At 70.8% G+C, this 20337-nt stretch carries 22 protein-coding genes and 2 riboswitches; of the genes, 14 read left to right on the top strand and 8 right to left on the bottom strand.

The features are described 5' to 3' along the window. Nucleotides 1-133 precede the first annotated feature (133 nt). Nucleotides 134-1270 (bottom strand): methyltransferase, FxLD system, encoded by a 1137-nt coding sequence (gene fxlM, locus EDD27_RS14075; RefSeq protein ID WP_127932839.1) that lies wholly within the window; start codon nucleotides 1268-1270, stop codon nucleotides 134-136. Between the two features lie 149 nt (nucleotides 1271-1419). Between fxlM and EDD27_RS14070 the strand changes: the two genes are divergently transcribed. Then, entirely contained in the window at nucleotides 1420-1707 is a 288-nt protein-coding gene (locus EDD27_RS14070) for a Fe-S cluster assembly protein HesB (RefSeq protein ID WP_127932838.1), read from the top strand. 52 nt (nucleotides 1708-1759) lie between these two features. Here EDD27_RS14070 and EDD27_RS14065 read toward each other — a convergent pair whose 3' ends face one another. After that, the gene (locus EDD27_RS14065; protein ID WP_127932837.1) at nucleotides 1760-2740 is read right to left on the bottom strand and encodes an acetylxylan esterase; all 981 of its coding nucleotides are present in this window, start codon (nucleotides 2738-2740) and stop codon (nucleotides 1760-1762) included. A 123-nt stretch (nucleotides 2741-2863) separates the two neighbouring features. On the opposite strand from EDD27_RS14065, the gene EDD27_RS14060 reads away from it, so the two are divergent. Next, a complete protein-coding gene (locus tag EDD27_RS14060; protein WP_127932836.1) occupies nucleotides 2864-3139 on the top strand; it encodes a hypothetical protein in 276 nt (91 codons plus the stop codon). Between the two features lie 344 nt (nucleotides 3140-3483). Here the strand turns inward: EDD27_RS14060 and EDD27_RS14055 are convergent, their stop codons facing one another. The 3 genes from EDD27_RS14055 to EDD27_RS14045 all read right to left on the bottom strand — a co-directional run bounded on the left by EDD27_RS14055 (nucleotide 3484) and on the right by EDD27_RS14045 (nucleotide 8436). Further along, entirely contained in the window at nucleotides 3484-7509 is a 4026-nt protein-coding gene (locus tag EDD27_RS14055) for a hypothetical protein (RefSeq protein WP_127932835.1), read from the bottom strand. A gap of 130 nt (nucleotides 7510-7639) precedes the next feature. Further along, entirely contained in the window at nucleotides 7640-8146 is a 507-nt protein-coding gene (locus EDD27_RS14050) for a methyltransferase family protein (protein ID WP_127932834.1), read from the bottom strand. Nucleotides 8147-8241: 95 nt separating this feature from the next. Further along, complete coding sequence (locus EDD27_RS14045) at nucleotides 8242-8436, bottom strand: DUF1918 domain-containing protein (protein WP_127932833.1); 195 nt, start codon at nucleotides 8434-8436, stop codon at nucleotides 8242-8244. A 150-nt stretch (nucleotides 8437-8586) separates the two neighbouring features. Between EDD27_RS14045 and EDD27_RS14040 the strand changes: the two genes are divergently transcribed. Further along, nucleotides 8587-8973, top strand: a complete 387-nt coding sequence (locus tag EDD27_RS14040) for an ArsR/SmtB family transcription factor (protein WP_241564031.1) — start codon at nucleotides 8587-8589, stop codon at nucleotides 8971-8973. Nucleotides 8974-9186: 213 nt separating this feature from the next. Next, entirely contained in the window at nucleotides 9187-10092 is a 906-nt protein-coding gene (locus EDD27_RS14035) for a cation diffusion facilitator family transporter (RefSeq protein ID WP_127932831.1), read from the top strand. A 101-nt stretch (nucleotides 10093-10193) separates the two neighbouring features. On the opposite strand, the gene EDD27_RS14030 is transcribed toward EDD27_RS14035, so the two are convergent. Beyond that, nucleotides 10194-10868 (bottom strand): CHAP domain-containing protein, encoded by a 675-nt coding sequence (locus EDD27_RS14030; protein WP_127932830.1) that lies wholly within the window; start codon nucleotides 10866-10868, stop codon nucleotides 10194-10196. A gap of 11 nt (nucleotides 10869-10879) precedes the next feature. Then, nucleotides 10880-11025: riboswitch (cyclic di-AMP (ydaO/yuaA leader) on the bottom strand. 461 nt (nucleotides 11026-11486) lie between these two features. Further along, nucleotides 11487-11629, top strand: a riboswitch (cyclic di-AMP (ydaO/yuaA leader). Nucleotides 11630-11641: 12 nt separating this feature from the next. Between EDD27_RS14030 and EDD27_RS14025 the strand changes: the two genes are divergently transcribed. Both EDD27_RS14025 and EDD27_RS14020 read left to right on the top strand, forming a co-directional pair. Beyond that, a complete protein-coding gene (locus tag EDD27_RS14025) occupies nucleotides 11642-12433 on the top strand; it encodes a glycoside hydrolase family 25 protein (RefSeq protein WP_127932829.1) in 792 nt (263 codons plus the stop codon). A 129-nt stretch (nucleotides 12434-12562) separates the two neighbouring features. Further along, nucleotides 12563-14293, top strand: a complete 1731-nt coding sequence (locus EDD27_RS14020) for a VanW family protein (RefSeq protein ID WP_127932828.1) — start codon at nucleotides 12563-12565, stop codon at nucleotides 14291-14293. On the opposite strand, the gene EDD27_RS14015 is transcribed toward EDD27_RS14020, so the two are convergent. Next, nucleotides 14294-15328, bottom strand: a complete 1035-nt coding sequence (locus EDD27_RS14015; protein ID WP_127932827.1) for a zinc-binding dehydrogenase — start codon at nucleotides 15326-15328, stop codon at nucleotides 14294-14296. It abuts the gene before it with no gap. Between the two features lie 137 nt (nucleotides 15329-15465). On the opposite strand from EDD27_RS14015, the gene EDD27_RS54155 reads away from it, so the two are divergent. The 6 genes from EDD27_RS54155 (at nucleotide 15466) to EDD27_RS13990 (ending at nucleotide 18111) form a co-directional block, all read left to right on the top strand. Then, nucleotides 15466-15678, top strand: a complete 213-nt coding sequence (locus EDD27_RS54155) for a hypothetical protein (protein ID WP_164903607.1) — start codon at nucleotides 15466-15468, stop codon at nucleotides 15676-15678. A 72-nt stretch (nucleotides 15679-15750) separates the two neighbouring features. Further along, a complete protein-coding gene (locus EDD27_RS14005) occupies nucleotides 15751-16038 on the top strand; it encodes an ArsR/SmtB family transcription factor (protein WP_127932826.1) in 288 nt (95 codons plus the stop codon). Further along, the gene (locus tag EDD27_RS14000) at nucleotides 16035-16421 is read left to right on the top strand and encodes a VOC family protein (protein WP_127932825.1); all 387 of its coding nucleotides are present in this window, start codon (nucleotides 16035-16037) and stop codon (nucleotides 16419-16421) included. The genes EDD27_RS14005 and EDD27_RS14000 overlap by 4 nt, the downstream gene beginning before the upstream one ends. Nucleotides 16422-16501: 80 nt before the next feature. Beyond that, nucleotides 16502-16972: an alcohol dehydrogenase catalytic domain-containing protein gene (locus tag EDD27_RS56475; protein WP_241564030.1), complete on the top strand. Its 471-nt coding sequence runs from the start codon at nucleotides 16502-16504 to the stop codon at nucleotides 16970-16972. Beyond that, complete coding sequence (locus EDD27_RS56470; protein WP_241564029.1) at nucleotides 16888-17511, top strand: zinc-binding dehydrogenase; 624 nt, start codon at nucleotides 16888-16890, stop codon at nucleotides 17509-17511. Before EDD27_RS56475 ends, EDD27_RS56470 begins: the two co-directional genes overlap by 85 nt. A 54-nt stretch (nucleotides 17512-17565) precedes the next feature. Beyond that, nucleotides 17566-18111: a GNAT family N-acetyltransferase gene (locus EDD27_RS13990; protein ID WP_127932824.1), complete on the top strand. Its 546-nt coding sequence runs from the start codon at nucleotides 17566-17568 to the stop codon at nucleotides 18109-18111. Nucleotides 18112-18156: 45 nt separating this feature from the next. Here the strand turns inward: EDD27_RS13990 and EDD27_RS13985 are convergent, their stop codons facing one another. Then, nucleotides 18157-18828 carry a class I SAM-dependent methyltransferase gene (locus EDD27_RS13985; protein ID WP_241564028.1) on the bottom strand — a complete coding sequence of 224 codons (672 nt, stop codon included), beginning with the start codon at nucleotides 18826-18828 and terminating at the stop codon, nucleotides 18157-18159. 55 nt (nucleotides 18829-18883) lie between these two features. Between EDD27_RS13985 and EDD27_RS13980 the strand changes: the two genes are divergently transcribed. Both EDD27_RS13980 and EDD27_RS13975 read left to right on the top strand, forming a co-directional pair. After that, entirely contained in the window at nucleotides 18884-19645 is a 762-nt protein-coding gene (locus tag EDD27_RS13980; RefSeq protein ID WP_127932823.1) for an SDR family NAD(P)-dependent oxidoreductase, read from the top strand. Between the two features lie 67 nt (nucleotides 19646-19712). Beyond that, a complete protein-coding gene (locus EDD27_RS13975; protein WP_127932822.1) occupies nucleotides 19713-20270 on the top strand; it encodes a DUF4142 domain-containing protein in 558 nt (185 codons plus the stop codon). Nucleotides 20271-20337: the final 67 nt, after the last annotated feature.

The raw sequence follows: 20337 nt of genomic DNA, 5'->3' as shown, positions 1-20337 counted from the left end.
TGATGCTATTGATCCACTACACAGAGTAGCTCTGGCTCGATGGCGGCCCGGGCATTCCGATGACCCGGGCGCGTTCACCTGCGCCTGCCGAGGACGCATGCGAGGCCGGCGGCCGCGATCTCGGCGTCGGCGGTCAGCCGAAGCTCAGCTCCAGGGTGGTGTGCTGCTTGCGGATGACGATCCCCTCGGCTTCCACCTGCCCCGGGTAGGCCTTCACCCGCAGGTCGCCCGCATCCGGGCGGCCCGCCGCGTCCCAGGCCGCGACCTGTCCGGCAAGCTCGGCCGCCAGCCTGGCGCCGGCGGCGCCGTGACCGCGGGCGACCAAGAAGTCCTCGGCCGCCAGCACGGCGATGCTGTCGCCCTCGACGATGCCGGCGCTCATCGTCCACCCTGCGGCCGTCTGGCCGCTCAGCGCGCACCAGCGCGGCTCGTGCAGGGCCAGCCACAAGGACATGCCCATGCCGATCACGGGCACAGGAGCGGGCTCCTCCACCTTGGTGGTGATCTCCGTGGGCACGGCGTCGAGCGCGGCTCCCACGTCGCCGAGATGGCGCGGCCCGGGAAGCATCAACATCAGCTCGGGGTCCTGCCGCAGCATGATGATCACCTCGGGTCCGGCGAACGGCCCGCGCATCCGCATGAACCCGCACGGCGCCACCGACCGGCTGACCCAGTGCCCGTCGTCGCGTTCCATGGCCACAGACACCTGGACGCCGCGCAGGTCGAGCGGCACCACCAGCCGCCCGTCCGGCCGCAGCTGCGCCAGCCAGGCAGGAGCCAGGTCCCAGACGCCGACCGTGGCGATCAACCGATCGTACGGGGCCAGCTCGGGATGGCCCGCGGCCCCGCCCGCGCACACCACCTCCACCCGGGTCTCCCCCGCGGCCGCCAGGTGCTCCCTGGCGGCGCCGACGAGGTCCTCGTCGATGTCGACGCTCACGACCCGCCCCTCGGGACCGGCGAGGCGGGCCAGCAGCGCGGCGTTGTAGCCGGTGCCCGCGCCGATCTCCAGCACCCGGTGCCCGGGCGCCACGGCGAGCTGGTCGAGCATGGTGGCCATGATGGCGGGCTGCGACGAGGAGCTGATCGGCCGGCCCTCGGGGTCGCGCTTGGTCACGATGGGCTTGTCGAGATAGGCGTCCTCCGGGCCGACGCCGGGCACGAAGAGATGGCGCGGCACGTCACGCATGGCCGCGGCCACGGGCTCGCTGACGTCCTGACGCTCCCGCAGCAACGCCACCATGGCTTCCCTCTGCGTCGCGAAGTCCATGTCCCCATTGTCCACATGCGCCGGACAGGGCCCTACCCGCGCAAGATCGCGTAAGAATTGTTGGTAAAGAACGAGCCGAAAAGGGTTGGGCGCTGAATAAGCGGGCAGGGCAGCCAACTCCTGAACGTCGACCGTGAGGAGGAGCCGTAGTGCTCACCCTGACAGCCAACGCAGCCCAGGCGATTCGCGATTTGACCGCGTCCGCCCCGGATGCGGCCCAGAGCGGAATTCGCATCTCGTCGCAGGGCGAGGGCGCGAGTTCGCTCACTCTTTCGCTGGCCACCGCGCCCGAGCCGGCCGATGCGATCGTGGAAGCCGAGGGAGCGCGGGTCTACCTGGACCCCGTTGCCGCAACCGTACTGGAGGACAAAGCTCTCGACGCCGGAGCCGATGACCAGGGAAGCGTGTCATTCCTGGTCACCGACCAGACGGCCTGAGACGACACGGGCGCCCCCGCCGCGGCCGGCCAGGCCGCGGCGGAGGCCCCGCTCAGCTGCCGGAGAGCAGCTTGTGCAAGTAACGCAGCTGCTCCTCGGACTGGAAGCCGCCGCCGCCTTCGTGGTTGTTCCAGGGCCAGACGGTGATCTCCTTGGGGCCCTGCCAGTGGTTGTACGCGGCGAACACCGTCGACGGCGGGCACACGTCGTCCATCAGCGCGACGGAGTACAACGCGGGCACCCGGCCGCGGGCGGCGAAGTTGATGCCGTCGAAGTACGCCAGCGTGCGGAACACCTGCTCGGCGCTGTCCCTGCGGGTCGCCAGGAACCTGACCAGCTCCTGGTACGGGTCGCGCCCGGTGATCTCGACCGCCCGCCGGAAGTGGGTCAGGAACGGCACGTCGATGAGCGCCGCCTTGACGGCCGGGTGCAGCGCGGCCGTGGCCTGGGCGATGCCGCCGCCCTGGCTACCGCCCGAGACCACGATGCGGCTCCCGTCGACCGCCGGGTGCTCGATCGCCGCGTCCACGGCCCGGACGGCGTCGGTGAAGACCCGCCGGTAGTAGTAGTCCTCCGGGTCGAGGATGCCCCGGGTCATCATGCCGGGCGCCTGCGGATTGGCGCTGCCGTGCGGGTCGCCGGTGACGCCCGGGCTGCCCACGTTGCCGCCGCCGTGACCGCGCGTCTCCATCACCAACACCGCGTACCCGGCCGCGGGCCACAACAGGTGATCCTTGGGGAACCCGCGGCCGCCGCTGTAGCCGATGTAGTGCATCACGCACGGCACCGGCCCGTCCGCGCCGCGCGGCAGCAGGAACCAGCCGTTGATCCGGTGCCCGCCCCAGCCGGCGAACGACACCTCGTACACGTCCACGGAGGCGAAGGGCAGGTCGTACGGGACGTACTCGGCGGCCAGGTCGAACTCCCTGGCCTCGGCAAGGGTGCGGGACCAGAAGTCGTCGAAATCGGCAGGCTCGTCACGGTCGGGGAGGTAGGCGCGAAGCTCCTGGAGCGGCAGGTCGAACAGTGGCACAGGTTCTCCAATCCCATCGAAGGATGGTGATATTTCATCTCATCGCGCCGGAAAGCGCTATCCCAGCCCCCTGCTTCCGCGGTCAGAGCGGTGAAAGCGCCGCTCCTGGGTAGTGGCGATCACGTGACCAGACACGTCGTCCAGATCCCCTATTCCCACCTGCATCCCGGCCTGATCCTGGAGGCCCCCGCGGACGCCCCTGACTTCCTGGTGCTCTTCGGCGACGACTCGGAGTCGCGGGCACAACTGCTGAGGGACGACACGGGGCGGCCGGTGCTCAGGATGGGCGGATACATGACGGCCCACGGCACGGTCATCGACGAGCGTGTGTGGACCGTACGCGAGACCGCCCGGCACGGCGACCGCGTCCGGCTCCGCCTGGGCCGCTCCCTCCCCTGAGCGGGCGCGCCGGCTACGCCGGCCCGTGTGTGCAACGATCGCCCGGCGCCGCTCCCCGCCGACCCGGTGCCGCTGTACCACCCGGAGTTGTGCGAGCGAGTCGGGTGATCCACGCATCACGACCCACGCCGCCCCCCTCGAGCACGCACTCACCTGACCGGGCACCCCACACCCGCCGGCACGCGCTCGCACACGAGTGCGCCGGGCCGTGAACGGCAGGCGCTCGCACGCGGGAGCGCCGGGCCCTCGGCGGCACGCATCACCTCAGAGGGCCTGGCCACCTCCGGCGCCGCGCCGGCGCACTCGGACGCGGGTGCGGCCCGGGACAGGTGGTGCGTGCCGGTTCATCGGGATTGGGCCTGCGGGTTGGGGGACGGGCGGGCGGCGGGGCAGGAGCCGGCCTTGGTGGAGGCCACCTTCCAGTCCGCCCCCGGGAACGGGCTCATGAAGTGCGTCAGCAGGTCCACCGCGTAGTCGGGCGCCTGCCCGCCGGGATCGAGCAGGGACACCATCTGGGGCCCGTCGGCGCCGCGCAACGTGATCGAGTTGCCGGTGCCCCCGGCCGCGAAGCCGGGCTTGGCGTCGACGGTCACGCAGGCCAGGCTGATCCCGGCCGCCTCGATCTCCTGCTTGGCCCCGATCCGCCGCATCCGCTGGTCGTAGCGGCGCAGCGCGAGCGACGTGGTGGGCCCGAGCCGCATCGACTCGCGGAAGAGGTCGTTGCCGACCTCCCTGCTCAGCTTCACCTCCAGCGCGACGTCAGGCCGCAGGTCCACGCCCCTGGCGGCGATGTCGAGCCGCTCGTAGTTCCCCTCGAAGCCGGGGGCGACATACCCGAGCGCCGGCGGCGCCTTCAGCCCGAAGGGGATCTTGCCCGGCCGGACGCGCAGCCAGGACACCCGCCGGACCGACAGTCCGAGGTCCTTGACCGAGCTGGCCCCGACCCCGAAGGTCCCGCCGAGGTGGTACGTCAGGAACCCGGTGGTGTACGGGATCTCCTTGCTCACCGCGATGGCCTGCCGGGCGACGGGCTCCACCCTGAGCCCGCCGCGCACCGTGATGCGGCCCGTGGGCACCGGTCTGGAGACGAGGTCGAGGGTCTGGTCGGGGTTGAGCCTGATCGTGGTGTCGGCGGCCAGATCCTGGACCGAGAGCGACACGTCGCCGTACCGGCTCTGCGGGTCCACCAGGCGGCCCTCCACGCCGAGGTAGCCGTCGAGGGTGCTGGCGCCGCCCTCCGCCTTGTACGTGACGGCCGGCACGCCGAGCCCGGCCGCCGAGGCGTCGGCGTCGAACCCGAACGTCGCGGGCACGTCACCCAACCGCAGCTCGCCGGTGCCCTTTCCGGCCAGCGTGACCTTGGCGACCAGGCGCTTGACGGCGGCGGAGTTCCGCACGCGGATGCGGGTCCGCGCGCCGTACGTCCCCTGGACGGACACGGCGGCGGGCACCGGGTCGATCGCCACGTGGCCGCGCAGGTCCCCGGCCTCGGCCGTCACGTCGAGCGCGCCCAGCGTGGCGGCGGGCTCGATGCGGTACGCGGCCTGGACCACGTTGCCCGGCCCGACGCCGAACGGCCCCAGCGACATGCTGGTGATCTGGGAAGGCAGGCCGGTCAGCGTGGCCCTGGCCTTGATCGGCACAGGCGACAGGACGCTGCTGGCGAGATACAGCCCGAGACTCCGGCGACGGGGGCTGAAGCCCGAGAACGCGAACGTCTTGGCCGCCAGGTCCACCGTCACCTGATCGGGCAGCCCCGTCACGTCGAGGTAGCCCTGCAGCCCGAAGCAGCCGCGGCCGGGCGTGCAGAAGGGCCCCGGCGCGCAGCCGGACGTGCCGGCCGCACAGCCGCCGTCCACGAGCGACACCCCGCCCGGCACGGCCGGCGCGGCCCGCATCTTCTGCAGCGCCCCCACCTTCCCGAGCCAGGCACGGGCGCGCACGTCCAGGCGCGAGCCGGAGTACGTGATCTTGCCGTCGGCGGCCGACACCACGAGGCGGCCGGGCACGGGACCGAGGCTGCCGGCCATGCCGAAGCGCACGTCGCCCTGGGTGACGTCGGCGTCCACGGCGAGGGTCTGCCTGGCGGAGCGGAAGTCCGCGGTGAACCCCTGCGCGGCCGGGCTGAACTCGACCTGCGACAGCCCCTTGACCAGCACGCTGGCGTCCAGGTCGCCGGAGGCCTGGTCGTAGTGGGCCGCCAGGTGCGGGCCCGTGGGCGCCGTGGCCCCGTCGTGGTTGGTGAACGCCAGCGCGGCCGACCCGACGGGTCCCGACAGGCCGCGGAAGCGGTACGTGCCCGCGTTCCACGAGGCGTCGAAGCGGGCCGGCACGCCGGTCACCTCGGCGGCGGCCCTGGCGTAGCGGTCGCCGAGCTTGGCCCTGGCCAGCGCCGACACCTTGGCGACCGGCCGGTCCGCGGTCCAGGCGAGCGTCTGGGCCTTGGTGTCGGCGACCAGTTCGACGTGCTTGCGCACCCCTTCGACGGCGGCCCGCACGTCGTCGCCGTCACCGCTGGTGGAGCTGACGTGCGCTTTGTTGGCATAAATCTGTATTTGGCGAATCTTGGATGACGAGTCGACCGAGACCTCCGTGCGTTCGCCCAGCTGCCACGACGCCTTCACGTCGTCGCGCACGCCGAGCACGGTGCCGTCGATCGTGGGCCCCGACTTGACGTTCGCGTACGCGGCCCGCAGCTTGTCGATCATGCCGCTGGCCTGGTATTCGGCCTTCCTGGCCGCCGGGTCGAGCGTGACGTCCACGGTGGCGGGCGTGTTGGAGATCTCCAGCCGGGCCAGGTGGGCGCCGTCGATGCTGGCCGCGCCCACGAACGAGCGGCCGCTGGAGGCCACGTTGAGATGGACGTGCGGCACGGCCCCGTACGTGACGTCGAATCCGGACAGCCCCGTCAGCAGCCCCGACACCCCGACCGCGGCACCGTCCTTGATCATGGTGACGTGGCCGCCGCGCGGGGTGGAGATCGCGCCCTCGTTGCGCTGCAGCACCACCGCGAACCTGCCGATGGGCGAGCTCGTCGTGTGCGTGACGCGGTGCTCGGCCATGTCGTTGACCAGGCGCACCTTGGCGGGCAGGTCGCTCAGCTCGGCGCGCAGGACGGTCTTGTCGGCGTTCCTGTCGAAGAAGAGCAGCTCGGCGGCGCCGGCGCGAGGGCGCCCGGAGTCGACGGACAGGGTCTGGCGGCCGTTCGCGGCGGTGTACTTGGCGGTGAGGGTGGGCGGCACCTTCCGCAGTTCGGCGCTCACCGCCCTGGCCAGCCGCCCGTCGCGGTAGGTGTAGTGGTGCACCCGGGCGCGGGCCATGGGGGACGGCCCGGCGAAGCGGATCTCGCCGCCCGACAGGCGCACCTCGGCGCGGGTGGGCATCCGGTCGAGCACGGCCTCGGTGAACTGGCGTCCGGTCACGGCCAGCGCCTCCAGTTTGGCGGGCGCGGAGGCGGTGACGTCGAGCGCGGGCGAGTCGAGCGCGGCGTTCACGGTGAGCTTGGCGGTGGCCGGCGTCTGGCGCAGGCTCACCGCGCTGCGCCCGGTCAGCCCCGCGATCACGGCCGCGGAGGCGCCCGGCTTGGTGCGCTTGACCACGGCCTTCACCCGCTTGCCTGTCAGGTCCACCGTGAACGTGCCCTGGTCGAAGTCCGACAGCGACGAGCCGCCCCGCAGCCCGTCGAATCCGACCGACACCTTGCCGTCGTACTCGGCCCAGACCTGGGCTTTGAGGTTCTCCCGCGCGAGCCGCTTGACCGCGAAGCCCAGCCCGATCGCGCCGTCGGCGGGCATGGCCGCCGGGATCAGGTCGGCGGCGAGGTCGGGGGTGCCGTCGCCGGTGACGTCGGCGGCCGCGGGCACGCCGACGGGCTGCCGCATGGAGCAGGACACCGGCACCTCCGCGCTCTGGACGCAGAGCCGGTACGTCAGCCCCGGCACGGCCTTGCCGAGCCCGTCGAACACCTTGGCGACCGCGGCCAGCGGCTTGATCAGCGACAACGTCTGGGCCTGCCCGGTGTCCGGCAGGATCTTCCGCACGTCCGGCGTTCGACCGCCGGCTCCCTGCTCCCGCAGGACGGCGGCGGCGTCGGCGGTGACCTGGTCGATCAGCTCGGGTCCCGCGGCCGTGGTCACCTCGGGCTTGGCCGGTCCCACCGGCTCGTTCACCGCGGGCCGGACGGCGAGCGACGGCCGTGTGGGCACGGTCGCCACGGCTGCCGGCGGCTCCTCGACGGCGGGCACCGGCCGGACGGTGACGGCCGTTCCCGCTGACGTGCGCACGCCCGCCTCTGCGGCGGGCGGCACGGCCACCAGGACAGTGCTGGCGATGGCCGTCGAGGCGAGCACGCGCAGGAGGGCGTGCGGCATGAAAGGTTCTCCCCCGGACCGGTCTAATTCATCCCATCAGAAACAATGGTCACGAGACGACCATATTCCTCACCGGTAGTCAAACCGTCACGCAAATGGGAACTCCAACATCCGGGGCGACGGAGGTTTGTCAGGGGTGGTACGAGCTCAGCCGCGGCCACCAGCCCGGCACGTGGGTGCGGTAGTCGTCGTAGTCGGCGCCGAACTTGGCGCGCAGGTGCGGCTCCTCGTACCAGCGCACGAACGCGTAGACGGGGATCGCCATGACGGCGACGTAGACCAGCAGCCACGGGTCCCCGAAGATCATGGCCTGCCCGATGACGGCGGCGAAGATCGCCACGTACATGGGGTTGCGGACGTGGCGGTAGAGGCCGCCGACGACCAGCCGGTCGGGCGGCGCGGTCGGGAGCGGCGTGCCCAGCCCCTCGACCACGAACCTGACGAACGCATGGACCAGCACGGCCAGCCCGCCGAGCACCAGCACGGCGCCCAGCGCCTTGAACGGGATCATGACCAGGTCAGGGAAGGGGTCGCGCAGGCGCCATCCGCTGATCCAGTACGGGATCAGGACGGCGACGGTGCCCGGCGCGACGGCGAAGAAGACTGCGCTGACGACGGCTGCGGGAGTCCTGCGCATGGAATCGCTCCTCACCATTGAATTCACTACATGATGAGTTTAAGAAGCGGTTCCCGCCAGTGTCAACGCTTGTGGGCAGGACTCCCGCCGCCTCGTCAGGACTCGTCGCCGGCCGGCATCACCACCGCGTCCGGGCCGGGGTAGACGAGCTGCTCGTGGCCGTCGTCGTAGCGGACGAGGAAGGGCGGTGCGCCGCCCGGGCCCCGGACCTCGACGATCTGGCCCTTCCTGTCCTTCTGGCCGACGACGTGGCCGTGCACGAGCAAGATGTCACCGACGTTCGCGTGCATGATCGCTCCTCTCAGCTGGGGCAAGGACAACTTTGAGGTTCACCCCCACCTTGCATCAGCCACTCTTCCGAGGGAAGGCAGGCGCCCGGGCCGCGGCACGCCCACCGCGTGACCTAAGGTTGACGTATGAAGGCTTCTTCAAATAACCAGGTGTCGGATCTCGAGAGCTGCAGCACGCGGGTGGTGGACGCCGAGCGGGTCGCCGTGGTGCGCTCGCGCATGCCCGGTGACGGAGATCTGGCGGACACCGCGGATGTCTTCGGGTTGCTGTCCGATCCCGGCCGGTTGCGGCTGTTGCTGGCACTGCTGGAGGGGGAGCTGTGCGTCTGTGATCTCGCCGTGGTGAGCGGGTTGAGCGAATCGGCCACGTCACACGCGTTGCGGCTGCTCCGCGCGCATCGCGTGGTGTCGGTGCGGCGGGCCGGCCGGATGGCCTACTACCGGCTTGACGACGCGCATGTCCGGATGCTGCTGGATCTGGCGGTGGCGCACACCGAGCACACGCAGGCCATCCATCCGGAACGCGGCGAGCGCTGACACGACCGCGTGGCCGCGCCGCCTGCGGGACACGGAGGTGGCGGCAGTCGCTGCTTGTTGACAAGCCGGTCACGGGTGTCGCTATCGTTCATATGTGAACAGCTCTTCAGGCGTTGAGAGTGCGAGCCCGATCGTCCCCCGCCGGGCCGGCGGCGTGCAGCTCGGCCTCTCCCGCGGCGTTCGCCCGGGCACGCGAGACAGCGAGATCGCCGGATGAGCGCCGGGCACGGACACGGACACGGCCATGCCGGTGGCCGACACCGGTGGCGGCTGGCCGCCGCCTTCGCGCTCATCGGCGTCTTCTTCATCGTCGAGCTGGCGTTCGGGCTGCTGTCCGGATCGTTGTCGCTGTTGTCGGACGCCGGTCACATGGCCGCTGACGTGGTCACCCTGGGCGCCGCTCTCGTCGCCACACGTATCGCCACCAGGCCCGACACCACCGGGCGCCGCAGCTACGGCTCCTACCGGGCCGAGGTGTTCGCCTCGCTGCTGGCCGTGGCCATGATGCTCGGTGTCTCCATCTACGTCGTCATCGAGGCCCTCGGCCGCATCGGCGGCCCTGCCGAGGTCTCCTCCGGGCCGATGCTCGTCGTCGGCGCCATCGGCCTGATCGTCAACGTCGCGGCGCTGCTGCTGCTGCGTTCGGGCGCCACCGAGAGCCTCAACGTGAAGGGCGCCTATCTGGAGGTCGTGGCGGACACCGCGGGCTCGGTCGGCGTCATCGTCGCCGGCTGGCTCGTCGCCACCACCGGTCAGTCCTTCTGGGACACCCTCGTCGCCCTGGCCATCGGCGTCTTCGTCGCCGTCCGCGCCGTCTCGCTCGGCCGTCAAGTCTTCGCCGTGCTGGGCCAGCACGTGCCGGAGGGGATCGACGCCACGGCGGTCGCCGCCGACCTGTCGGCCATCGACGGCGTCCGCGACGTGCACGACCTCCACCTGTGGACGCTCACCTCCGGCATGAACGTCGCCACCGCCCACCTGGTCACGAGCGACCCGAACGACAACCACGCCGTCCTCGACCAGGCCCGCGACCTGCTCCTGCGCCGCCACCACATCGCCCACGCCACCCTGCAGGTCGAGCCCACGGACCATCAGGGATGCGACGAGCTGGGCTGGTGACCCTCGGGGCAGAGCAAACGGGTGGTGCAGGAGTCGTCCTGCACCACCCGTGCTCCCTCGACCATCGCACTGGACAAGGAGTCTGCTGACCCGCCTCGCGGTCAGGCCGTCTTGTATTGGGGGTAGCCGTAGCCCACGACGTGGGCGTAGGGCCGGATGCGCTGCTCCACCTTGCCGTTGCCGGTGTTGCCCTCGATCGTGGTGATCGTGCCGTCGCCGTTGTCCTTCTTCACCAGACCGACGTGGTCGATGCCACTGGTGCCCCCGCCCTGCCAGTCGAAGAAGACCACGGCGCCGGGCTTGGCCTGGGTGCCCCAGTGCTTGTTGGCCTGGAACCACTTGGCGAAGGTGACGGTGTAGGCGTCCCAGCCGACGGTCGGCCGGGCGCCGGCCTTCTCGCCGACCCAGGAGACGAACATGGCGCACCACGGGGCGTTGGCGTAGGCCTGCAGGTTGCCGCCGTCGCGGACCATCGTCTCGGCCGCCCGCGGGGAGGACATGTACCAGCTGTGGAACGGCGTCCCGCCGCCCGCGGCGTTCTCCGTCACGCCGATCTGCGACTCGGCGATCTTCAGTACCGTGTTGGCGCTCACCTGGCCGGCGCCCTTCTGCGGGATGGCCTGGTACGAGGCCCCGCTGGTACGCGGCGTGGACTCGTTGTCGGCGGCGAAGGCCGGGGCGCCGGTGGCGACCGCGCCGGCCGCCACGCTGATCCCGGCGGCGAACAGGGAAAGGCTCGCGGGCTTCAGGGCACGGGTGAAGACGTTCTTGGCCATACTGAGATTGCTCCTTGCTTCCATGCCGCCTACCGGGTTAGCTGACGGATTCGGGCGTGGAAGTGCCCAACGGCGCGCTCATAGGAAAGCGCGTCGATTCACCCCAGAAAATTGGGTCCCCGGTTTCGCGTGATCGCGAATTCGGCGGCCGCGTCATCGTCACGAATCTGAATGTCGTGCTGGTGAGACGCGGTCTCGGCAAAACATAGGGCGTCCCGCGGCATGTAGTGCTGCCAGGCGTACGCCCTGAGTCCTCAAAGGTAAGCGGACCGCATAGAAAGATGCAAGCCAGGCTCGGGCGAAGGCAACAGAATCCCCTGCGACGTAGGGGATTGCGGGCGCAATTCTTTACCTACTACGGACCCGGAACGGGGTTTGCCAAAGCGCCGGCGCGTGCCATATCCATCCCGCTCTGAGCCGTAGTGGCCCTGCGATCAAGGTGCCCCTCCGAGGGCAGCTCGTCCACGACTCCAGAGAATGAGGATTGTCCCTCTTGCGCTATCTATGGGTAGATATATACCTTTTGCGTAACCGCGGTATACGTCGTGGCGGGTTCTCGTCGTGTCGTTGCCGTTCCGTTGACCGGACCGTGCGCTGTTCCGAGGAACCCCTTGGGATGGCGTCCGGCCGCCTAATCCGCGCCTCGCGGAGCCGGGGACCCAACCTTTGGGGTGAATCGCACGCCAGCCCAGGCTGCGTGCGTAGGGCACTTCCACGCCCGAACCCGTCAGCTAACCCGGTAGGCGGTATGGAAGCAAGGAGTCAATGCCCCCATGCTCAAGCACCAGCTTGCCGCAGTCGTCCATTCCCTCAAGAACCGTCTCGACTTCCCCTCCAAGCGCCTCGCTCTCGCCCTCGGTGGCGTGATCCTGGCCGGAACCACCGCCGTCACCGGCGTGGTCGGCACAGCGCTCGCTTCGTCCTCCGAGCAGACTCCCGTGCGGCACAGCCCCGTGGAGGAGGCTCAGCCGGAATCCGGACCGCTGGCCTTCGGCCTGGACGTCTCCAACCACGAGCCGCTGTACGACTGGGCCGCGAGCTCGGCCCAGTTCGGCATCATCAAGGCCACCGAGGGCACGACCTTCCGCGACCGCTCGTTCGCCAGGCACTGGCAGGAGCTGGACAAGAAGCAGATCGTGCGCGGGGCGTACCACTACGGCCACCCCTCCAACGACCCCATCGCCGAGGCGGAGCACTTCCTGTCGGTGGTGAACTCCCAGCCCGCCAAGCACGGCGACCTGCTCGTCCTGGACCTGGAGACCACCGACGGCCAGTCCGTCGCCGAGGTCAACGCCTGGGCCAAGGCGTGGTTGTCGCACGTGAAGGCCAAGACCGGGGTCACCCCGATGTTCTACAGCGGCTGGAACTTCGCCAACACCTACGGCAAGGGCCTGGCCGAATATCCGCTCTGGGTCGCCCACTACAGCAAGCCCAAGGGCCAGCTTGCCCCGCCCGCCGACTGGAAGTCCTGGACCATCCACCAGTACACCGACGTCCCCGTGGACGAGAACGTCTCGGCGCTGACCCCTGACGAGCTGCGTGACCTGGGCCGCCCCGCGGCCTGAGTCACCCCGGACAACCCCACGATTACCATGAGTAGGCTCCCGCTAGACTCGCACCATGCATGACGTGGACCCACGGCTGAGGACCGCGGTCGCCCGGGCCGCGGCATCCCCCCTTCACGCGGGGGTGGGATGACCCGGCGCGTCATGCACCCACCTGCGCCGGCGGACGGCCGGCGGGCGGCAGCGGGCAGCCGGAATCGACGGCTGGCGGTCATCGTGGCGGCGGTCGTCGCCGTCCCGGTCCTCGCCTACGCCGTGCCCGCGGTCGTCCTGGCAGGTGAGACGGCCCGGGGCACGCGCGTCGCCGGCATCGACATCGGCGGCCTGTCAGCGGCCGATGCCCGCGCACGCCTGGAGCGCGAGCTCGGCAAGCGTGAAACACGTCCCGTGACGCTGACCGCGGCAGGCAGGACGGCACGACTGACGCCCGCGAAGCTGGGGCTCGGCTTCGACATCCCGGCCACCGTGGAGGCGGCCATGGAGGGCGCTTCCACTCCGGCGGGCATCGTCCGTGCGCTGTTCGGCGGCCCTCGCGACCTCCAGCCCCGCGTCACGGTCGATGACCGCGTTCTGGCCGGTGAGCTGGGCAAGCTGGCCAAGGCCGTCGACACCAGGCCGCGCCAGGGCGGCGTCCGTTACCAGGGGGTCGAACCCCAGACGGTGCTCCCCAAGCCGGGCCGCGCGCTCGATCAGGAAGGGGCGGGACGCGCCGTGCGCGACGCCTTCATCGGCAATCGCGCCTCCATCGCGCTGACGACCCGGGCCGTGCAGCCGAGCGTCTCCGCGGCGGAGGTGCGCCGTGTCGCCACCACCGTGGCCCGTTCGGCGGTCGCAGCCCCGTTCACGCTGACCAGCGGCGCGAAGAAGGTCCAGCTCTCCCCGTCGCAGATCGCCGCCGGCCTGCGCTTCGTCGCCGACGGCCAGGGAGGGCTGCGGCCCTCCTTCGACGCCCGCGACGTACGGGCCGATGTGGAGAAGCAGCTCGTCGACGCGAAGCAGCGTCCACGGGACGCCTCGTTCACCATCGCGAAGGGCCGGCCGCAGGTGATCCCCGCGCGGGTGGGCCGCGGCATCGACGCCAAGGCTCTCGGCACGGCCGTCTCCGGTGCTCTCGCCGCCGGTCAGCGCAGCGTGGACGCGCCGCTGACCGAGACGCAGCCGCGGGTGACCACGGCCGAAGCCAAGAAGTTCGGCATCAAGGAAAAGGTCAGCTCTTTCACCACCCGGCATCCCTGCTGCGCGCCGCGCGTCACCAATATCCATCGCATCGCCGACATCCTGGACGGCTATGTGGTCCAGCCCGGCGAGACGTTCTCGCTCAACACCATCGTGGGCAAGCGGGACAAGGCGCGCGGGTTCGTGGAAGCGCCGATGATCTTGAACAATCGCTTCGTCAACGACGTCGGTGGTGGCGTCTCCCAATTCGCCACCACCATGTTCAACGCGGTGTTCTTCGGTGGTTTCCAGGACGTGCAGCACATGGCCCACCAGTACTACATCACCCGCTATCCGGCCGGGCGGGAATCGACCGTCTCCTATCCCCAGCCGGACTTCCGCTGGCGCAACGACTCCCCGTACGGCGTGCTGGTCAAAACCTCTTATACCGCCACCTCGATCACCGTCGACTTCTGGAGCACCAAGCGCTACGACATCGAGTCCCAAAGCTCGCCGCGCTATGACATCAAGCCCTTCCCCACGCTCAGCGAGACCGGCCCGAAGTGCATCCCGATGCCGGGCGCGGAAGGTTTCACGATCGACGTGTGGCGGATTTTCAAGCGCGACGGCAAGGTGCTGCGCAAGCAGAAATTCCACACCGTCTACGCCCCCGAGCCTCGCCTCACCTGCAAGGACCCGCGGTGATCAGGGGCGGATGAGGACCTTCAGCGCCTCGCGGTCGGCCATCGCGCGATACCCGTCCGGCACGTCCTCCAGGCCGATCGTGCGGTCGAAGACCCGGCCCGGGTCGATCGTCCCGTCGAGCACCTCGGGCAGCAGTTCCTCGATGTAGGCCCGGGCCGGGGCCACCCCGCCGGTGAGGGTGAGGTTGCGCAAGAACTCCGCAAAGCCCATCGGCACCTCCTCGTACTGCGGCACACCCACCCGGCTCACCGTGCCGCCGGCGCGGGCCACGGCGAAGGCCGTCTCGATCGCCTCCTTGGTGCCGACGCACTCCAGCACCGCATGGGTGCCGTCGCCTCCGGTCAGCTCGCGTACCCGTTCGACGCCCTCCTCGCCACGCTCGGCGACGAGGTCGGTGGCGCCGAACTCGCGCCCCAGAGCGGTGCGGCCCTTGTGCCGGCCCATGAGCACGACGCGTTCGGCGCCGAGTCGTCTGGCGGCGAGCACCGCGCACAGCCCGACCGCGCCGTCGCCGATCACCGTCACCGAGGTGTGCGGCCCGACCCCGGCCGTCACCGCGCAGTGGTGGCCGGTAGGGAGCACGTCCGACAGCGTGAGCAGGGACGGCAGCAGCGGGGAGTCCTCGCCGACGGGCAGTTTGACCAGCGTGCCCTGCGCCTGCGGCACCCGTACCGCCTCCCCCTGGCCGCCGTCCACGCCGTCCGCGGCCCAGAATCCGCCGTGCCGGCAGGATGTCTGCAGGCCCTCGCGGCAGAAGTCGCAGGTGTTGTCGGCCCACACGAACGGCGCCACCACCACGTCGCCGGGCTTCAGCCGGGACACCTCCGCGCCGACGTCCTCGACCACGCCGAGGAACTCGTGGCCGATGCGTTCGCCCTGCTCGGCGGCCGGTTTCGCGGCGTACGGCCACAGGTCGCTGCCGCAGATGCAGGAGCGCAGCACGCGGACCACGGCGTCCGTGGGGTGCCGGATCTCCGGGTCGGGGACCTCCTCCACGCGCACGTCACGGGCACCGTAGATCAAGGTTGCTCGCATGAGAATCTCCCCGTCGTGATGTGTGTCGCCGTCACCTACCCGGGGTCGGCCGAGATCGCGTGATCGGTGCGTCTGCTCCAGGTCCGTTGTCGTTAAAGAGTCACGGGGCCGGTTTGATGGTTTTCATCGTGAAATGCATGGTCCGCTCGAAATGCTCGACGGTCTCCGCGTCCCGCGTCTCGAGGGTGAGGTCGACCAGGACCTCGAAGGAGCGCCTTACGGCGGCGGGGTCGATGACGGCCTTCGCCCTGCGTGCCGTCCCGTGCGCGGTGCTGCGCACGCTGCATACCTCGGCGATCAGCATCGGCATCGGCACCGCCGTCTACGTCGTCCTCGTCAACGCCTTCTGACACCCGCCCCGCCGGCAGGGGGACCGTCCCACGCATTGACATGCAAGTCGCCACTTGCCTATTGTGGCGTCCGTGGCCGACGTGTTCAAGGCCTTGGTCGACCCCACGCGACGCAAGATCCTCGACGAGCTGACCGAGAAGGACGGGCAGACTCTGTTCGAGATCTGCGCGCGACTGGCGATGAAATACCAGCTCGCCTCCTCCCGGCAGGCCATCTCCCAGCACCTCGACGTGCTGGAAGCCGCCGGCCTGGTGGAGACGCGCCGGGAAGGCCGCTACAAATTCCACTTCATCAACACAGCGCCGCTCGAACCCATCGTCGACCGATGGCTCAGGCGCGCCTCGAAGGAGCCCGAATGAAGATCCACCTGTCCAGCGTGTTCGTGGACGATCAGGAACAGGCCCTGCGGTTCTACACCGACGTTCTGGGCTTCACGGTCAAGCACGACATTCCGATGGGTGAGCACCGCTGGCTGACCGTCGTGTCACCGGACGACGTGGACGGCACCGAGCTCGTCCTCGAGCCCTCCAGCCACCCCGCCGTGCCGCCCTTCAAGGAGGCGCTGGTGACGGACGGCATCCCGATGACCTCGTTCGCGGTGTCCGACGTGCATAAGGAGTACGAGCGGCTGAAGGGCCTCGGCGTGCGCTTCACGCAGGAGCCGACCGCCATGGGCCCGGTCACCACGGCCGTCTTCGACGACACCTGCGGCAACCTCATCCAGATCGCCGCCCAGGGATAGCCGCCGCCCTGCGGGCAGGCGCGTCCAATCCGGCCCCCTGAGGGCCGGTAGGCGAGGTGGCCGCGGTAACGTCTGCCCGCATGCGCGCCTTCGTCATCACAGGTCCAGGACGTGCGGAGGTCCAGGAGGTCGAGCCGCCCACGCCGGGTCCCGGTGAGGTGGTGGTCGAGGTCGAGCGGGCCGGGGTGTGCGGCACCGACATGGAGTTCTTCTCGGGCGCGATGGCGTACCTGCGGACCGGCGAGGCCCGCTACCCGGTGCGGATCGGGCACGAGTGGGCCGGCACCGTGCGGGAGGCCGGCGACGGCGTGGATCCCGCCTGGGCCGGGCGGAGGGCGACCGGCGACACCATGCTGGGATGCGGCGACTGCGCACGATGCGCGGCCGGCCGGCAGCACCTGTGCGCGGAAAGGCACGAGATCGGCATCCGCAACGGCTGGCCTGGCGCGCTCGCGAACGGCTACCCGTGCCCGTCCGGGCGCTCCAACCGCTGCCCGGCCCGGTCGATCCGGAGCTCGGCGCCCTGGTGGAGCCGGGCGGGAACGCGCTGAGGGCAGTCCGCGCCGCCGCAGTGGCCCACGGTGAGCGGCTGCTGGTCATCGGGCCGGGCACGATCGGGCTGTTGGCCGCCATGATCGCGGCGGCGCAGGGGGTCGAGGTGCACCTGCTCGGGGTGACCGGGCGGTCGCTGGCGTTCGCCCGCTCGCTCGGCTTCACCCACACCTGGACGACGCCGCCGGAAGTGGGATTCGACGCCGTGATCGACGCCTCGACGGGGCCCGGCTCACCGGCGCTCGCGCTCGACGTCGTGGAGCCGGGCCGCACCGTCGTCTTCATCGGCCTGTCCGCCGAGCCCAGCTTGGCCGACACGCGCCGTCTGGTGCTCAAGGACGTGACGGCGGTGGGCGTGCTCAGCGCCTCCGGCGGCCTCGCGGGGACCATCGACCTGTACGCCTCCGGTCAGGTCGATCCGCGTCCCCTGGTCGCCGCCACCGTCCCGTTGGAGGAGGCCGCCTCGGTCCTCGCGGGAAAACGGCAGCCCGGCTGGGGCGACGCCCCGAAGATCCTCGTCGACCCCCGCCTCGGCTGACTCCTGGTCCGAAAATTCGTCGCCTCGGATCCGCCCGCTGGATAGCGTTTCCCGGTGGACGTTTACCTGGAGACCGACCGGCTGATTCTTCGCCGCTTCACCGAGTCCGACGTCGACGACCTCTTCCACTTGCACAACGATCCCGACGTCATGCGCTACCTCAACGGCGGCAAGCCGACGCCGCGCACGATGATCGTCGAGGAGACGCTGCCCAGGTTCATCGCCTCCGGGTACTGGGCGGCGATCGAGAAGCCTTCCGGGGCGTTCCTCGGCTGGTTCCACATGCGGGCGCCCGAGGACAGGCCTGCCGACGAGCCGGAGCTCGGCTACCGGCTGCACAAGTGGACCTGGGGGAAGGGATACGCGACGGAGGGGTCGCTGGCGCTGATCGACAAGGCGTTCGGCGAGTCCGGCGCGCGTCGCGTGTGGGCCCAGACGATGACGGTGAACCTGGGGTCGCGGCGCGTCATGGAGAAGTGCGGGCTGACCTACGTCCGCACGTTCTTCCTGGACTGGCCCGAGGCCATCGACGGCACCGAGCAGGGCGAGGTGGAATACGAGCTGCTGCGGGCCGACTGGGAGGCCCGGCACCGCACCTGAGCCCACTCCGGCCTTGACCTCGGCCTTGCCCGAGATCCGGGCGGGCTATGTCACCGCGACCACCGCGTAACGTTCGTCATCGATCTCCTTGCCCCACAGCGCCGGGTCGGCGAGCACGTCCACGCGCAGGTCCGAGAGGTCCGCGACGGTCAGCCGCACCGCCGCCACCAGCTCGGCCGCACTCACCCCGCCGTCCCACGGCATGCCCGCGTCCCGCCGCGAGCCCTCGCCACTCCCGCTCGAGGTGCTCCAGCGTCCCTCCACGAGGACCAGCCGTCCTCCGGGTCGCAGCAGCGCCGCCCAGCGCGTCAGCGCGGCCTCCGGCTCGGGGATGGTCCACAGCAGGTGCCGGGCCAGCACCACGTCGAAGCGCCGCTCCCCCACGGGTGGCCGCGCGGCATCCCCGACCAGCACGACCGCGCCCGTGCCCGCCAGCTTCGCCCGCGCCCGGGCCACCATCCGGGGCGCCAGATCCACCCCCACGATGCGACGCCCGCCCTCGGCCAGCAGCAACGACAACGACCCCGTCCCGCACCCCAGGTCCAGCACGTCGGCCCGGCTCTCGGGCAGCCAGGCGGCGAGTCGATCGGCCCAGGCCGCTCTGACTCCGGGGTCGCGCAACCCGTGGTCGGCCTCCTCGTCGAAGGAGTCGGCGGCGGCGTCCCAATAAGCGGCGATGCTCTGCATGGCGACCATCGTGGCGGCGGCCACCGACATTTCACGGAGGCAGGCACCTGGTGCACTGGTCAGACCAGTCGCTAGGGTGCCTGTCATGGGATATGACGCGCTGTTCCGCCTGGACGGGCGGCGAGCCGTGGTGATCGGGTCTGGGAGCGGGATCGGCAGGGAGGCGGCGCTGGCCATGGCGGCCCACGGAGCTTCCGTGGTGTGCGCCGACCGGGACCTGGCCGCGGCGGAGGAGACCGCCGCCGGGTGCGGGGGCACCGCACGGCTGCTCGACGTGCTCGACGCCGAGGCCGTGGGCCGGGCCGCCGCAGAGGAGCCGGCCGACGTGCTGGTCTTCACCGCCGCCACGAACGTCCGCAAGCGGCTGCTCGACTACTCCGGCGAGGAGTTCGACCGCGTGGTGGGGCTGAACCTGCGGGCGTCGTTCGACGTGATACGGGCGTTCGGCGCGGGCATGGTGGAACGGGGACGCGGGTCGATCATCGGGTTCGCGTCGATCCGGGCGAGCGTCACCGAGCCGGGGCAGAGCGTCTACTCGGCCACGAAGGCCGGCCTCGTGCAGTTGCTGCGGACGGCCGCCGCCGAGTTCGGGCCGCACGGGGTGCGGGTGAACGCCATCGCACCCGGCGTGGTCGAGACCCCGCTGACCCGCCAGATCAAGGACCACCCCGACTGGTACGCCGCGTACGCCGCCAAGAGCGCGCTCGGGCGCTGGGCGTCGGCGGAGGAGATGGCCGGAGCGGTCGTCTACCTGGCGAGCGACGCCGCCACCTTCGTCACAGGATCGGTGTTGTACGTGGACGGCGGCTGGACCGCCGTGGACGGCCGTTTCGATCCGCCGAATTGAGGTGAATATCCCCGCCCCCATAGGGCAGCAGCCACGGGTCCGTCCCACGGAAGGAGGGACCTGACTGATGAGTACAGCACGGAAATTAGCACCCGCGACCCTCGCGGCCGTGCTGGCGTTGACCATCGCCCCGGCGGCGCAGGCCCAGACCACGGCGACCGCCGCTCCCAGCGCGGTCGATCAGGCCGGTTGGGTGCTGCATGCCTCTGCCCAGGACAAGGCGTATCTGAGGCAGGCGCACAGGGGTCACCTCGCCGAGATCGCGGCCGGCCGGGCCGCGTTGCGCGAGTCCCGCGACAGGGGCGTGCGCGCGATCGCCTGGCGGCTGATCCGTGATCACCGCCGGCTGGACGCGAGGCTGCGCTCGGTCGCTGACCGGCTGGACGTCCGCATCCCGGACGCCCCGAGCGCCGAGCAGCGGGCCGCCCTGCGCGCAGTGACCGCCAGGTCGGGTCATCGCTTCGACCGGGCCTGGCTGCGGCTGCAGGCCGACGCCCACTACCGGTCGCTCCGGCTGGCTCAGGTGGAGCTTCGCCTGGGTCATTCGGAGTGGGTGAAGGATCTGGCGCGTGACAGCGCGCCGGTGATCCGGCACCACCTGCGAATGATCCGCGCCGAACAATAACCGGCGCATCCCCCGGCGGCCGCGGCCCGAACGGGTCGCGGCCGCCGCCGTTCGGCCCAGATGACCT

The sequence above is a fragment of the Nonomuraea polychroma genome, assembly GCF_004011505.1.
Taxonomy (GTDB): Bacteria; Actinomycetota; Actinomycetes; order Streptosporangiales; family Streptosporangiaceae; genus Nonomuraea; species Nonomuraea polychroma.
The sequence above is the reverse complement of the archived record's forward strand: the minus strand, read 5'-3'. Positions and strand labels throughout refer to the sequence as shown.